Annotated in this window: 13 protein-coding genes; 6 read left to right on the top strand and 7 right to left on the bottom strand. The window is 73.1% G+C overall.

Features of this window, described 5'->3' with window-relative positions; translation table 11 throughout:
- Positions 1 to 13: 13 nt before the first annotated feature.
- The gene (locus ACZ68P_RS03175; RefSeq protein ID WP_471001726.1) at positions 14 to 445 is read right to left on the bottom strand and encodes a MarR family winged helix-turn-helix transcriptional regulator; all 432 of its coding nucleotides are present in this window, start codon (positions 443 to 445) and stop codon (positions 14 to 16) included.
- Between the two features lie 122 nt (positions 446 to 567).
- Between ACZ68P_RS03175 and ACZ68P_RS03170 the strand changes: the two genes are divergently transcribed.
- Complete coding sequence (locus ACZ68P_RS03170) at positions 568 to 1,587, top strand: NADP-dependent oxidoreductase (protein WP_471001723.1); 1,020 nt, start codon at positions 568 to 570, stop codon at positions 1,585 to 1,587.
- A gap of 63 nt (positions 1,588 to 1,650) precedes the next feature.
- Positions 1,651 to 2,073 (top strand): organic hydroperoxide resistance protein, encoded by a 423-nt coding sequence (locus tag ACZ68P_RS03165; RefSeq protein ID WP_471001720.1) that lies wholly within the window; start codon positions 1,651 to 1,653, stop codon positions 2,071 to 2,073.
- Positions 2,074 to 2,186: 113 nt separating this feature from the next.
- Here ACZ68P_RS03165 and ACZ68P_RS03160 read toward each other — a convergent pair whose 3' ends face one another.
- Positions 2,187 to 4,721 carry a M14 family zinc carboxypeptidase gene (locus ACZ68P_RS03160; RefSeq protein WP_471001717.1) on the bottom strand — a complete coding sequence of 845 codons (2,535 nt, stop codon included), beginning with the start codon at positions 4,719 to 4,721 and terminating at the stop codon, positions 2,187 to 2,189.
- A 101-nt stretch (positions 4,722 to 4,822) separates the two neighbouring features.
- Here ACZ68P_RS03160 and ACZ68P_RS03155 point away from each other — a divergent pair, with 101 nt between their 5' ends.
- Positions 4,823 to 5,662 (top strand): EI24 domain-containing protein, encoded by an 840-nt coding sequence (locus ACZ68P_RS03155; protein ID WP_471001714.1) that lies wholly within the window; start codon positions 4,823 to 4,825, stop codon positions 5,660 to 5,662.
- 14 nt (positions 5,663 to 5,676) lie between these two features.
- Positions 5,677 to 6,510: a pectate lyase gene (locus ACZ68P_RS03150; RefSeq protein ID WP_471001711.1), complete on the top strand. Its 834-nt coding sequence runs from the start codon at positions 5,677 to 5,679 to the stop codon at positions 6,508 to 6,510.
- 120 nt (positions 6,511 to 6,630) lie between these two features.
- Here the strand turns inward: ACZ68P_RS03150 and ACZ68P_RS03145 are convergent, their stop codons facing one another.
- From ACZ68P_RS03145 to ACZ68P_RS03135, 3 genes are read right to left on the bottom strand one after another with little or no spacing between them, the layout of a single operon-like run.
- Positions 6,631 to 7,347 (bottom strand): carbon-nitrogen hydrolase family protein, encoded by a 717-nt coding sequence (locus ACZ68P_RS03145; protein WP_471001708.1) that lies wholly within the window; start codon positions 7,345 to 7,347, stop codon positions 6,631 to 6,633.
- Positions 7,348 to 7,388: 41 nt separating this feature from the next.
- Complete coding sequence (locus ACZ68P_RS03140; RefSeq protein ID WP_471002433.1) at positions 7,389 to 8,720, bottom strand: pyroglutamyl-peptidase I; 1,332 nt, start codon at positions 8,718 to 8,720, stop codon at positions 7,389 to 7,391.
- A gap of 51 nt (positions 8,721 to 8,771) precedes the next feature.
- Positions 8,772 to 9,365: a TetR/AcrR family transcriptional regulator gene (locus ACZ68P_RS03135; protein ID WP_471001706.1), complete on the bottom strand. Its 594-nt coding sequence runs from the start codon at positions 9,363 to 9,365 to the stop codon at positions 8,772 to 8,774.
- A gap of 147 nt (positions 9,366 to 9,512) precedes the next feature.
- Here ACZ68P_RS03135 and ACZ68P_RS03130 point away from each other — a divergent pair, with 147 nt between their 5' ends.
- Positions 9,513 to 11,963 (top strand): glycoside hydrolase family 3 protein, encoded by a 2,451-nt coding sequence (locus tag ACZ68P_RS03130; RefSeq protein WP_471001703.1) that lies wholly within the window; start codon positions 9,513 to 9,515, stop codon positions 11,961 to 11,963.
- Positions 11,964 to 12,021: 58 nt separating this feature from the next.
- Here the strand turns inward: ACZ68P_RS03130 and ACZ68P_RS03125 are convergent, their stop codons facing one another.
- Positions 12,022 to 12,951, bottom strand: coding sequence for an aldose epimerase family protein (locus ACZ68P_RS03125; protein ID WP_471001700.1), 930 nt, complete (start codon positions 12,949 to 12,951; stop codon positions 12,022 to 12,024).
- An 11-nt stretch (positions 12,952 to 12,962) separates the two neighbouring features.
- On the bottom strand, positions 12,963 to 13,862 hold the full coding sequence (locus ACZ68P_RS03120; RefSeq protein WP_471001697.1) for an SGNH/GDSL hydrolase family protein: 900 nt from the start codon (positions 13,860 to 13,862) through the stop codon (positions 12,963 to 12,965).
- A gap of 271 nt (positions 13,863 to 14,133) precedes the next feature.
- Between ACZ68P_RS03120 and ACZ68P_RS03115 the strand changes: the two genes are divergently transcribed.
- On the top strand, positions 14,134 to 14,628 hold the full coding sequence (locus ACZ68P_RS03115; RefSeq protein WP_365717224.1) for a DUF3145 domain-containing protein: 495 nt from the start codon (positions 14,134 to 14,136) through the stop codon (positions 14,626 to 14,628).
- Positions 14,629 to 14,712: the final 84 nt, after the last annotated feature.

Raw genomic sequence — 14,712 nt, 5'->3', positions numbered from 1 at the left:
CGGCGCGCGTTCCTTACTCCGCGTCCTGGCCCAGCATCCTCTTCAGCAGGTCCCTCAGCAGGGCGCGCTCGACCTCGGTGAGCTGCCCGAGCGGCTCGCGGGCGAAGTCCAGGGACTCCCGGAGCCTGCCCGCCGTCTCGACCCCCGCCGGGGTGGGCGCGGCCAGCTTGACCCTGCGGTCCGCCGGGTCGGGGCGCCGCTCCACCAGGCCGCGCGACTCCAGCCGGTCGACGATCCCCGTGACGTTCGACGGCTCGCACCTGAGCTTCTGCGCGATCCTGCGCATCGGGACGGGCTCCAGCGAGAGCAGCCCGAGGACCCGGGCCTGCGCCCCGGTGAGGGAGTGCTGCGCGGCCGCCTGCTCGTACTCCGCGTAGTACCGCGAGACGACGGCGCCGATCAGTTCGACGACTTCGCGGGTAACGGGATCTGTGGGTGAGGCCATGAGGGTCATCGTACCCAGATACTTGACAACATGAAATATCCAGGAGCATGGTTGTTTGAGGTTGTGAAGTATCAGCAGCCTGAAGTTTTCTCGATGTGAAGCTTTTCCAGGAGGCCGTGCAGATGTCCGTACTTCCCGCGTCCAGCCGTGAGTGGCACCTCGTCGCCCGCCCGCACGGCTGGCCCACCCCCGCCGACTTCGCCCTCCGCGAGGTCCCCGTCGGCGAACCCGGTGAAGGCCGCGTGCTCGTGCGCAACGTGCACTTCTCCGTCGACCCGTACATGCGCGGCCGGATGAACGACGTGAAGTCGTACGTCCCCCCGTTCAAGCTCGACCACCCCATGGACGGCGGCGCGGTCGGCGAGGTCATCGCCTCGAACGCCGAGGGCTTCGCCGTCGGCGACCACGTCCTGCACGGCCTCGGCTGGCGCGAGTACGCCGAGGTCCCGGTCCGGCACGCCACCAAGGTCGACCCCGACCTGGCCCCGCTCTCCGCCTACCTCGGCGTGCTCGGCATGACCGGCCTGACGGCCTACGCCGGCCTCTTCGAGGTCGCCTCCTTCAAGGAGGGCGACGCGGTCTTCGTCTCCGGCGCGGCCGGCGCCGTCGGCAGCCAGGTCGGCCAGATGGCGAAGCTCAAGGGCGCCTCCCGGGTCATCGGCTCCGCCGGCTCGGACGAGAAGGTCAAGCTCCTCGTCGAGGAGTACGGCTTCGACGCCGCCTTCAACTACAAGAACGGCCCGGTCAGGGACCAGCTCCGCGAGGCCGCCCCCGACGGCATCGACGTCTACTTCGACAACGTCGGCGGGGACCACCTCGAAGCCGCGATCTCCTCGCTCAACGTGCACGGCCGCGCCACCATCTGCGGCATGATCGCGCAGTACAACGACACCGAGCCGGTGCCCGGGCCGCGCAACATGGCCATGATCATCGGCAAGCGGCTGCGCCTCCAGGGCGTCCTCGTCGGCGACCACTACGACCTCCAGGAGCAGTTTGTCCAGGAGGTGGGCGGATGGCTGCGCTCCGGCGAGCTGAAGTACCGCGAGACCTTCGTCGAGGGCATCGAGAACGGCACGGAGGCCTTCCTCGGCCTGCTCCGCGGCGACAACACCGGGAAGATGATCGTTTCGGTGACCGGCTAGTCTCTCCTCAGCCGTCGCGATCGTGGGCGCGAGTCGCGGCGAATCGTCAGAAGGAAGAGACAGATGTCCATCCAGCAGTCCGAGGTCCTGTACACCGCTGTCGCCACCGCCGAGAACGGGCGCGACGGCCGTGTCGTCACCGACGACGGCCAGCTCGACGTCGTCGTCAACCCGCCCAAGGCCATGGGCGGCTCCGGTGCCGGCACCAACCCCGAGCAGCTCTTCGCCGCCGGGTACAGCGCCTGCTTCCAGGGTGCTCTGGGTGTCGTGGCCCGCAACGAGAAGGCCGACATATCCGGCTCGACGGTCACCGCCGAGGTCGGCATCGGCAAGAACGACGACGGTTTCGGCATCATCGTCAAGATCTCGGCGACCATCCCGAACGTGGACGTCGAGACCGCGAAGAGCCTGCTCGAGAAGGCCCACCAGGTGTGCCCGTACTCCAAGGCCACCCGCGGCAACATCACGGTCGAACTGACCGTCTGAGTTGCGCGTAAGCTGGTGAGAGGCCGCACCCCGACCGACCGGGGTGCGGCCTCTTCGCTGTCCGTCCCGCCGAAGCCGGGCCCGCCGTGCCCGCGCCGCGGCCGGCTCGCCGCCTAGCGGCTCAGCAGCGCCCGCCCCACCTGGGCGAACACGCCCTTCGGGTGGTCGCGGAAGAGCGGCTCCGTGCCGAACAGCACCACCGGCGCGCCGTGCGCCGCCGTGCCGCCGACCACCGACGCCCGGCCCGCCGCGTCGGTCGGCCCGCCCCGGCCGTCCGTCTCCGCGCCGCGCCAGTGGCCCGAGACGAGCGGAGCGGCCGTGCCGTACAGCTGCTCGGCCCGCACCCCCGCGCCCAGCTCCGTGAACCACACCGGCGAGTAGACGAAGCTGTACGCCGGCGCCCCGCCGGTGATCGCCCCGCCCGCGTTGCGGACCCGCACCACACCGTTGGCGTCCCCGTTGCCCTCCACGGCCGTGACCTCCAGGAAGCCCGCCGCCGCGTTGAACGCCGCGCCCTCCGGGCCGACCGCCACCACGCCCGCGCCGCCCGCCCGCAGCGCCTCCCGGGCCGCCGGGGTCAGCTCCCCGTACTCCAGGCCCCGCGACACGAAGAGGACGTCGGCCGTCGACCAGTCGAAGCCCTCGTTCAGCGTCCGTGTGGAGACGGGCACCACCTCGAAGCCCATTCCCCGCAGCGCGGTCAGCTCACCGGCCGTCGCCGAGGCCGCGACCCGGGTCCGCTCCAGCGGCGCCCCGCCCCGTTCCCCCGTGGCACGGAAGACCACCCCGAACCGGTCCGCCAGCTCCCGTGCCACCCGCCGGGCCGACGCGGGCACGAGCGCCGAGCCGTCCGCCGTCCGCCGCACCGTCACCCCCCGCGCCAGCAGCGCGTTGACCGCGGCCAGCTCCCCGGGGTCGTCGAGCCGCAGCAGCAGGTCCCCGAACGGCGCGACCGACCCGGTGGGGGCCGCGGCGCGCACCGTGTGCACGACGAGGGGCAGCGGGCCGTCGGTGACCTTCCGCACCGTCGCCCCCCACAGCAGCCCCAGGCTCCACCCCGAGATGTCGTACATCGCCGACACGTCCGCGCTGATGTCCCGGCCCTCGGCCAGGATCACGTTCGCCATGCCGCGCTTCGGCTGGCGCATGTCCACCACGTACGAGCCGTCGACGGCCCGCCCGACCCGCACGTCGTTGGCGATCAGATGGTCGACCAGCCGCGCGGCCGCCACCGAGGAGCGCTGAGAGCGGCCCGCCGGGATCACGTACCCGCGCGGGAACGCGGTCGTGTACACATCCTCCGGTCCGATCCCCGGCACGCCCGGCACCGTCTCCGGCGACACCGGCCGCTGCGCCTCGCCCGCCGCGCCCCGACGGAACGTCTCGATCTGGTCGGCGATCACCGAGGACCGGTTCCGGTACGTGTAGTCGAGCGTGGCCCGCATCGCCGCACCCGCGATGTCGACGTTGACGGCCGCCCTGCGGCGCAGTTCGGCCACCGGCAGCGACTCGTAGGCCGCGTTGTTCACCGTCAGGGGGAACTCGACGGTGTGCGAGGCGACGGTCCCCTGGAACGGCATGTACTGCGGGGTGAAGATCGGCGGCCAGTCGTCCCAGCCCTCCGGCCAGTCCCGGAAGGGGATGACCGCCGGCTCGACGCCGTCCTTCGCCGCCGTGTAGCCGAGCCCGTTCACGGCCTTCTCCATGCCGAGCGCGTTGGCGTAGGCGTTCTTCAGGAAGAGGTCGTACTCGTAGTTCTCGCCGTGCGGCGGAGTCGTCGGTTCGATCAGCGTGCCGTTGACGTACCCGTGCAGATCGAGCATCACGGCCGGCTGCCGTTCGATGGCGATCCGCCGCATCGCACGCGTCTCGGGCTGCGAGGCGGTGACGAAGTCCCGGTTCAGGTCGAAGCCGTTGCCGTTGGCACGGGTGCCGGCGATCCGGCCGTCCGGGTTGGCGGTCACGTTCACATGGACGCGGGTCGTCGCCAGCAGACCGGCGGTCTTGCGGTCGGTTGCGCGGGCCAGCTCCTCGATCAGCTTCAGGGCCGCGTCCGTGCCCTCCCACTCGTTGCCGTGGATGTTGTTGTTGATGAAGACCGGGGTCTTGTACGCGGCCTTGATCCGCGGGTCCTTCGCGGCCGCGGCGGGGGCGTTCTCGATCCGTTCGCGCATCCGCTCCTGCTCGCGCGCCTGCCCGGCGGACTCGGGGGCGGTGACGGTGACCAGATACAGCTCGTGGCCGCGGGCCGAGCGTCCGGCGACCTCCACGCTCACCCGGTCGCCGAGCCGCTGCAGCGCGTCGAGCCGCGGCGCGAGCGCGTGGTACGGAGCCAGACCCAGCTTGATCGACGCGTCGGCCGGGTCGACGGGCGGGGCGGTCAGGACGGTACGGCGCGGGTACCCGCCCTCCCGCCGCGGGGAGGCCCCCGGATCCGCGGCGAGCTCGCCGGCCGGCGCCCAGGCGCCCAGGCGCGCGGCCGACGGGTCGGAGGGCACGGGCGCGGCCTGCTCCCGGCCCGCCCCCTCGCGCACCGGGCGGGGATCATGAGGCCCGGGCGGTGCGGCGCTCGCGGGCAACGAGCCGAGGAGAAGCGCGCCCAGGGCGGTGAAGGCGGCGGTGATCAGGACCGGTCCGGGTTTCGCCATACGTACGCAACCTCCGTGGGTGATCAGTACGCAAGGGGTCTATCCTGTCGTGCCCCGGACAACAAGAGGGCCTTTTCCGCCCGCCCGATAGGGTGATCCGCATGCGTGATTTCGGGGCCGGGTTCGGCTATCTGCTGCAGGGTCAGAAGTGGGTCGGCCGGCACGGGCGGTGGCTCGGGTTCGGCCTGCTGCCGGGCCTCGTCACCCTCCTCCTGTACGTGGGCGCGCTGGTCGGCCTCGGGTACGGCGCCGACGACCTGGCGACCTGGGCGACGCCGTTCGCCGCCGACTGGACCTCGCCGTGGCAGGGCCTGGTCCGCGGCTTCCTCACCGCCCTCGTCTTCGTCTTCGGGCTCTTCCTCGCCGTCGTCACCTTCACCGCCGTGACGCTCCTGATCGGCCAGCCGTTCTACGAGTCGCTCTCCGAGCAGGTCGACCGCACCGAGGGCGGGGACGTCCCGGAGTCCGGCCTGCCGCTCTGGCGCGAGCTGTGGATCTCGGCGCGCGACAGCGTGCGGATCCTGCTCCGGGTCGCGCTCTACGGCGTGCTGCTCTTCGCCGCCGGCTTCATCCCCGTGGTGGGGCAGACGGTGGTCCCCGTGCTCGGCTTCTGCGTCTCCGGCTTCTTCCTCGCCCATGAGCTGACGTCGGTCGCCCTGCAGCGCCGGAGCGTCGGGCAGAAGGAGCGGCTGCGGATGCTGCGCGGCCGCCGGATGCTGACCCTCGGCTTCGGCGTCCCCCTGGCCCTCGCCTTCGTCGTCCCCTTCCTCGCGGTGTTCCTGATGCCCGGCGCGGTCGCCGGGGCCACGCTGATGGCCCGCGAGCTGACGGGGGAGTCGGCCGGGGACGACCGGGGCGACGGAAATCCGGCGGGCGGACCGGCCGGCGGCAACCTTTCCTCCTTCGGTGGCGACAAGGAGACGCAGCACCTCCGCCACTGAAGGAAGAGACAGGTATGACTCCACGCACAACGGAACAGCGCGTACGGCACCGTCGACGGGCGGGGCGCCGCCGCGCCCTGATCGGCGGGCTGACCGCGCTCGGCGTCACCGGCGCGGCCCTCGTGACCAACGGCCTGCTCGCCCCGGCGGGCGCGGCGACGGCGTGGCCCCAGGCCAAGGGCACCAGGCCGGTCCCGCGCACCATCGAGGTCTCCGGCCCCTACGACGGGGGCTACCAGCGGTTCTACGGCACCGGTGAGCTGGGCTCGGGCGGCCAGGACGAGGACCAGGGCCCCCTCTTCGTCCTGAAGGACGGCGCCACCCTGAAGAACGTGATCATCGGCTCCCCGGCCGCCGACGGCGTGCACTGCCTGGGCAGCTGCACCCTGCAGAACGTCTGGTGGGAGGACGTCGGCGAGGACGCCGCCACCTTCAAGGGCACGTCGTCATCGGCGGTCTACACGGTGTACGGCGGCGGCGCGCGGAAGGCCTCCGACAAGGTCTTCCAGTTCAACGGCGCCGGCAAGCTGGTCGTCACCAAGTTCCAGGTGTCGGAGTTCGGCAAACTGGTCCGCTCCTGCGGCAACTGCACGAAGCAGTACAAGCGCACGATCATCGTCAACGACGTGGACATCACCGCGCCGGGCACGTCGATCGTCGGTGTCAACGCCAACTACGGCGACACCGCGGCCCTGCGGTCGATCCGCATCCACGGTGACACCAAGAAGAAGATCAAGCCGTGCACGCGGTTCACCGGCAACAACACGGGCAAGGAGCCGACCGAGATCGGCACCGGCCCCGACGGCGTGACCTGCCGCTACACGGCGGCCGATCTCTCCTACGAGTGACGGGGAGCGGGGCCTCGCCGGCGGCGGCCGACGGGGACCCGCCCACACCGCGGGCCTTCAGGTTCCGGGGCGCCGATCGGACGCGGCCCGGCCCCCCGGCCTCCCGGCCAGAGGTGCCGGTCAGACGCCGACCTCGACGAGGGCGTACCCCGGGTCGGCCGTCCCCGCGTCGGCGATCCGCTCGCCGTCCGGACCCCAGGCACCGCTCGCGCCCCCGCACTCGCCCGCCTCGCTTTGGCCCAGGACGTTGGACAGCACGACGTCGAGACCGAAGTCCCGGGCCCGTACGGGATAGACCTTCTCGAAGGAGTCGTTGTCGAGCGTGAGCACCGAGCTCGCCAGATAGACCCGGCAGCCGTCGGCGGCGGCACGCTCGGCCACCTCGGGGAAGCGGTTGTCGTAGCAGGTGGCCAAGGCGAACCGGACCCCGTCCAGGGCGAACCGGCCGTCCCGCTCGCCCGCGGCGAAGACCTCCTGCTCGAAGTCGTACAGCCGCCGCTTGTCGTAGCGGGTGAGCAGGCCGCCGTCGGGGCCGAGGACGAGCGAGGTGATCCCGGGCCGGCCGTCCGCCGTCCGCACCGGCCCGTTGACGACGGCCGCCACCGCGGCGGAGCGGCAGGCCTCCCGCAGCGGCGCGAGGCGCTCGTCGTCCTCGGCGAGGCAGAGCCCCGCGTCGCCGTGGACGAGCGTCGGCTCGTACCCGGTCAGGGCCAGCTCGGGGAAGACGGCGAGCCGCGCGCCGTCGGCGCCGGCCGACCGGATCAGCTCCGCCATGGTGCGGACGTTCGCCTCGATGTCCCCCGCGACCGGGGTGAACTGCGCTGCTGCCACGATCATGCCGCTATCATCCCCGCCGTCACCGCCCCGGGGGAAGCCCTTCAGGACGAGGCCGCGGCCACCCCGATGACCGCCCGCACCTGCGCGACGATGGCCGCCCGTTCGCGCTCGAACTCCGGGTCGGTGACCGCGCCCGTCGCCGGGTCCGTGTTGCCCGCGCCGAACCGGAGGACCGGCGTGTGGACATGGCCGCCGGGCAGCTCCGCCAGACCCAGCCGGTCGCGCAGCAGGGTGGCCCGGTAGGCGATCTCGTTGGAGAGGTAGTCCCCGCCTCCGCCGGCGCGGGCGGTGGAGCCCGCCGTCGGGCCGTCGGGGCGGGCCACCGGTCCGGTCGACCCGGCCGGGATCTCGGTCACCGCCGTGTTGTCGTACACCGGGAAGGGCCCGGTCCCCGCCGCCACGATCGCGCGGTACGGAAGGGTCGTCGTCGTCCACTGCGGCTGCGTGGCGGGGTCGGCGACCGGGACCGTCCCCGTACGGGAGAGGTTCTCGTTGTCGGGGAAGCCGCCCCGCCAGGCGCCGTTGTACCGCTCGATGTCGAAGCGGCCCACTCGGCCCTGGCTCACGGTGGTGAACAGGTCCACGCGCGGCAGCGTCTCGCGGAGCGCCCGCTCCACGGTGCCGTCGGCGAAGTCGGCCCAGCGGACCGGGAAGACGGCCGTCTCCACCCGCGCGCGACCGCCGTCCGCGGTGCGGATCCAGGTTCCGTCCAGCGCCAGCGCCGTCGCGCCCGAGGGGTTGCCGATCCGTACGTCCCGGTCCAGCGTGAACGGGTCGAAGCCCGTCAGCAGGACCTTCCTGAAGCCCTTGCCTGCGGGGTGGTGGATCGAGTCCTGGCCGCGCGAGGAGCGTTCGAGCCGGTCGAGGAGCCGGGCCCTGGCGGCGTCCTCGACGGCGAAGTCCGGTTGCCAGGAGCGCAGTTCGCGGATCATGCCGAGCCGCGCCCAGTACAGCGGCCGGTCGTCGTCCCGGGCGAGGTCCCCGATCGCCGGCCCCCGGCCCTGGGCGCGGTCGACCGCGCGCCGCCACAGCCGCGCGCCCTGGCCCACGACGGTCCGCTCGGCCTCCCGGTAGGAGCCCGCGCCCGCCAGCGCGCGGCCGAACTCGGCCGCCACGGTGTCGAATCCGCTGCGCCGCAGGATCTCGCGGGGGACCGCCCGGTCCAGCCGGGCGTCCTCGACCGCGCCGGCCGGGCCGCCGGCACCGCCGCTCGGGCCGGCGTCCGTCGCGGCCGAGGCAGGTGGCGGGACGAGGGCGAGGGCGACGGTGGCGAGGGTGGCGGTGGCGACGGCGAGGCGAGTCCGAACGGGGCGGTACGTATCCGGGGCACGGTCGAGCCTTCCTGCGGGGCCAGTGGCGGGCCCGGGAAGTATCCCGCCCCACCCGCAACTCCCGCTACAGCGCGCCCTCTTGGCCCGACCGCGTCAACGCCGCCCGCCCTCGTCCTCGTCGGGCCCGCCGCCCCGCAGCAGCGCCAGGAAGTCTCGGAAGGCGCCCGGCATGTCCACCGCGGCCGGGTCGAGGAGCCACTGGTACTGCAGACCGTCCATCACCGCCGTGAGCAGGGGGGCGGCCCGCTCCGGGGTCAGGCCGCCGGGCAGTCGCTCGCCGAACTCCATGCGCAGGACCTTGGCCATCTCCCCGCGGACCTGGGCGTACCGCTCGGTGAAGAACTCCCGCGCCGGGTGGCCGTCGGTCACGCTCTCGCCGAGCAGCGCGGAGAAGGTCTGCACGATCCCGGGGCGCATGGCGTTGTACTCCACCAGCGAGTCGAGCAGGTCGATCCGCCAGCCCTCCCGGTCCCGGCCGCCGCTCGTGTCCCACCGGTCGCGCTCCTCCAGGACCGCGACGAGCAGCGCCTCCTTCGTCGGGAAGTAGTGCAGCAGCCCTTGCTGGGTCAGGCCGACGCGCTCGGCGACGGAGCCCAGCGAGGCGCCGCGGTAGCCGCGCTCGGCGATCACCTCGAGGGTCGCGCGCACGATGTCCGCGCGCCGCTCCTCGCTCCTGGCCCGCACCATCGCCCGGCTCCCTTCCCCTCCGCACGAACGTCCCTGTTCGAGAGGACCGTACGGCATCCGGTGATAACGAATATATAACGTAACCTACCGATCTACAGGTAACCGGGCCACCATGGCCGCCACAGCACTTCAACGAGGAGGAACGCCGTGGCAGACATCAGTGCGCGGGCCGGTGGGGACGAGGCCCGCGAGCGAGCCGTCGAGGCGGCGCTCGCCCTGCTCGACCTGGAGACCAAGACCCGGCTGCTCGCCGGACAGGACATGTGGTCGCTCCCGGCCCTGCCCGGGATCGGGCTCGCGTCCCTGGTCATGTCCGACGGCCCGATCGGCGTCCGCGGTGTCCGCTGGACCGCCGACGACCCCTCGGTCGCCCTGCCGTCCCCGACCGCGCTCGCCTCCTCCTGGGACCCCTCCCTCGCCCGCCGCGCCGGTCGCCTCCTCGCCCAGGAAGCCCGCCGCAAGGGCGTCCACGTCGTCCTCGCCCCCACGGTCAACCTGCACCGCTCACCGCTCGGCGGCCGCCACTTCGAGGCGTACAGCGAGGACCCGTACCTCACCGGCGAGATCGGCACCGGCTATGTCCAGGGCGTCCAGGACGGAGGCGTCGGCACCACCGTCAAGCACTTCGTCGCCAACGACGCCGAGACCGACCGCTTCACCGTCGACAACACGATCGCCGCACGCCCCCTGCGCGAGCTCTACCTGGCCCCCTTCGAGGCCATCGTCAAGAACGCCCGCCCCTGGGGCATCATGACCGCGTACAACCAGGTCAACGGCGTCACGATGACCGAGCACCACCACCTCGTGAACGAGGTGCTGCGCGGTGAGTGGGGCTTCGACGGCTGCAACGTCTCCGACTGGATGGCCGCCCGCTCGACCAGGGGCGGCATCGAGGGCGGCCTCGACCTCGCCATGCCCGGCCCGCACACCGTCTACGGCGAGGCGCTCGCCGCCGCCGTCCGAGCCGGCGAGGTCGAGGAGGCGGCCGTCGACCGGGCGGTACGGAACGTCCTGCGGCTCGCCGCCCGCGTCGGCGCCCTCGAAGGCGCCCCGCCGGTCGTCACCCAAGCCCCGGAGGGCGTCGACGGCGACGCGCTCGCCCGCGAGATCGCCCACCGCGGCTTCGTCCTCGTCCGCAACGAGAACGGCGCCCTCCCGCTCGCCGCGGGCCACACGGTCGCCCTCTCCGGCGCCGCCGCCCGCGACGCCCGGATCCTCGGCGGCGGCTCCGCCCAGGTCTTCCCCGACCACATCGTCTCCCCACTCGACGGCCTCACCGCCGCCCTGCCCGAAGGCGCCCTCACCTTCCGCGTCGGCGCCGATCCGAGTGACGAACTGTCCCCCGCCGAACAGGGGTTCACCCTCCGCGCGATCTGCTACGACGCCGAGGGCGCCGTCCTCGGCGAGGGCACCCTGCCCAACGGTCAGGTCCAGTGGATCGGCGACGACCTCCCGGCCGGCGTCACCCACGAGGCCCTCGCCTCCATCGAAATCGTCGGCACGTTCACCCCCCGCGAGAGCGGCGAGCACTCCTTCGGCACGCGCGGCCTCGGCGCCTTCACCCTCACCGTCGCCGGCGAGACCGTCTTCGACGGCGTCCAGGCCATGGGGCCGGAGACCGACCCCTTCGAGGCGCTCTTCGGCGCCCCCGTCGAGCGCGCCAGGGTCGCGCTCACCGCGGGCCGGACCGTCGAGGTGTCGCTCCTCCACCCGCTGGACAAGGAGTTCGCCGCCCCCCTGCCGGCCGTGATGTTCTCCTTCGTCCACGTCGGTCCGCGCCGCGACCCCGACGAACTGATCGCCGAAGCCGTCGAGGCCGCCCGTGCCGCCGACACCGCCGTCGTGGTCGTCGCCACCACCGAACGCGTCGAGTCCGAGGGCTTCGACCGCAAGGACCTCGCCCTCCCGGGCCGCCAGGACGACCTCGTACGCGCCGTGGCCGCCGCCAACCCCCGCACGGTCGTCGTCGTCAACGCCGGCTCCCCGGTGGAGATGCCCTGGCGCGAGGAGGTCGCCGCCGTCGTCCTCGGCTGGTTCCCCGGCCAGGAGGGTGGCGCCGCGCTCGCCGACGTCCTGACCGGTGCCGCCGAGCCGGGCGGACGCCTGCCCACCACCTGGCCCGCCGCCCTCGCCGACACCCCGGTCACCACGACCGCGCCGACCGACGGCCGACTCGACTACGAGGAGGGCGTGTTCATCGGCTACCGCGCCTGGGACAAGGCCGGCGCCACCCCCGCGTACCCCTTCGGCCACGGCCTCGGCTACACGACCTGGTCGTACGACTCCCTGGAGGCGACCCCGGCCGGGGCCACCGTCCGGATCACCAACACCGGCACCCGCACCGGCCGCGAGGTCGTCCAGATCTACCTCGCGCCGGCCGCGGACACCGCCGAGCGGCCGACCCGCTGGCTGGCCGGCTTCGCGAGCGTCGAGGCCGCCCCCGGCACGTCCCTCGACGTCGAGATCCCGCTGCCCCGCCGCGCCTTCGAGATCTGGGACGAGGGGAGGCACGCCTGGACGCTCGTCCCCGGCGCCTACGAGGTCAGGGCCGCGCGCTCCCTGACCGACACCCGCCTGACCGTCACGCTGGAGGTCTGACCCCCGTCGGGGGCACGCGACGAGTCCCGGGGCGGAACCTGACAGCCGCCCCGGGGCTTCAGCGCGTCGAGAAGAGGTACCCCGTCTCCGAGGCGTACAGCTCGCCCGGACGCAGCACCGAGGAGGGGAACTCCGGCCGGTTCGGCGAGTCGGGGAACCGCTGCGTCTCCAGCGCGATCCCCGGGTACGTCTCCGACGCGTACACCTGGAGCCCCGGCTCGCTCGTCACCACCGTCACCACCCGCCCGGTCAGGGGCGAGTACAGCTCGCACGCGTCCGAGGCACCCGCGTCGAGCACGAAGTTGTCGTCGATCCCGACCCCGGCCCGCCGCGGCGACCGGAAGTCGAGCCGGGTGCCGCCCACCGGGGCGATCTCCCCGGTCGGCACGCCCGTCCCGTCCAACGGAGTGAAGTGCCCCGCCGAGACCCGCAGTTCCTGCTCGCCGCCCAGCGCCCAGTACGAGTGGTTCGTCAGCGCCACCACCGTCGGGGCGTCCGTCCGCGCCCGGTAGGAGATGCGCAGCCCGCCCTCCTCGTCGAGCGCGTACGTGACCGAGACGTCGAGCCGGCCGGGGAAGCCCTCCTCGCCGTCCGGGCTCACCCGCGACAGCCTGACCCCGTCCTCGACCTCGCGCGCGTCCCACACGTGCTTGTCGAAGCCGCGCTCACCGCCGTGGAGGCTGTTCGGACCGCCGTTGCGGGCCAGCCGGTGCGTGCGGCCGTCCAGGGTGAAGACGCCGCCCGCGATCCGGTTGGCGTAACGCCCCACCAGGGCGCCGAAGTACGGCTCCGGCCGCTTCAGATAGCCCCCCAGGTCCGGGAAACCGAGGACCGTCTCACCCGGCGTGCCGTCCCGGTCGGGCGTCTCGACCGACTGCACGATGCCGCCGTACGTCAGCACCTTCACCCGCACGGCGCCCCGCTCGAGCGTCCAGCGCCGCACGTCCGTACCGTCGACCGAACCGAAGGGCTCACTCGTGATCCTCATGATCCGGAACCCTACGCGGGCGGCTCGGGCGCCGTCACCTGCCGGTGCGCGATCTCCGCGAGCCGCGCCTGGCCGTCCCTGCTCGGATGGAACCAGTCCCAGGGGCTGAGCTGCGCCCCGCCGAAGCGGAAGTCGAAGACCGCCCCGCCGTCGTACCGGCAGCGCGCGTCCTTCGCGCAGACCTCCTTCAGGACCTCGTTGTACGCCACCACCCGGTCCCGCACCAGGGCGCGGCGCCGCTCGGCGGCCGGGCTCGCGTCCAGCGGGTCGGCCAGCATCGAGGCGCAGATCCCCAGCTTCCACACCTCACGGCCCCTGGGGCTGACCCGCCCGGTGGACCACAGCCGCCGCAGGTCCGGCACGCTCGACACGTACACCTGCGCCTTCGGCGCCCCCGCCCGCAGGGTGGCCAGCGCCGACGCGAAGGAGGTCCGGAACTCCTCGACCGGGGTCATCAGTTCCGTACGGTCCCGGCAGGCGTCGTTGGCGCCCATCATGACCGTCACCAGTTCCGGCGCGGAGGCGGCGGCCCGCTCCATCTGCCCCGGCAGCTCCGCCATCCGCGCGCCGGTCCGCGCCAGGTTCCAGCTGTGTCGGGCCGCCCGCTCGGGGCCGAGCAGCCGCAGCGCCAGGCTGTTGACCGCGGTGTCCGTGCCGGTCGCCCAGGAGGCCTCCGGGCAGTCGGCCAGGACCGCACAGGCGTCGAAGGCGCGGGTGATGGAGTCGCCGACGGCCGCCAGGGAGGCGGGGGAGCTGTCCCAGACGACCGCGGGCCTCGGCTTCGGTTTCGCCTTCGGGGCGGGCGCGGCGGCCCCGGTCCCGGCCGTGTCGCAGCCCGCCACCGCGCCCGCGCAGAGCAGGACCGCCGCCGCGGAGGCGAGTGCGGTACGAAAACGCTGCCGGCCGCGCATGATCCGAGCCCTCCTCCGGCTTCCGTTCGACGTCCTGGCGGGTGAAAGCTTGGTGTCCAGCCGCCCTCGGACCGACCGTACGTCACCCCAAGGGCGGTGCGGCACGGTAGCTTTTCCCCCGTCGAACCAGAGGCACCTTTGCCGACCGGCTCCGGTAAATTACATCACGTCACATGCTGTCCCTTTTTCGGGGGTTTGCGAAGTTTCACTCCCGATGCTGTTTACTGAGGCCGCTGGGAAAGGCGAACCTCGTCCCACACTGGAGGTCCCGGTGACGACACGTGGAGTCCTGTACGTTCACTCCGCACCGCGCGCGCTGTGCCCGCACGTCGAATGGGCGGTGGCAGGCGTCCTCGGTGCGAGAGTCCAGCTCGACTGGATCCGCCAGCCGGCGTCCCCCGGCACCTGGAGAGCCGAGTTCTCCTGGCAGGGCCAGACCGGCACCGCCTCCAAACTCGCCTCGGCGCTGCGGGGCTGGCAGATGCTCCGCTTCGAGGTCACCGCTGAACCCTGCCCCACGGCCGAGGGCGAGCGCTACAGCGCCACCCCCGAGCTGGGCATCTTCCACGCCGTCACCGGCATGCACGGCGACATCCTCATCCCGGAGGACCGGCTGCGCGCCGCCCTGGCCCGCTCGGCGCAGGGCGAGACCCAGCTGGAGGCGGAGATCGCCAAGCTGCTCGGCAAGCCCTGGGACGACGAACTGGAACCCTTCCGCTACGCGGGCGAGGGCGCCCCGGTCCGCTGGCTCCACCAGGTCGTCTGACGACGCCTGCCCCCTTCGCCCGCCCCCTTCGCCTGCCGCCGTGCGACGCCCGCCCGGGCGACCCGGCGGACGTGGCGAAGGCCC

The sequence above is a fragment of the Streptomyces sp. NPDC036822 genome (assembly GCF_055609145.1).
Note: the sequence above shows the minus strand (reverse complement) of the source record. Positions and strands in the feature narration are given on the sequence as shown.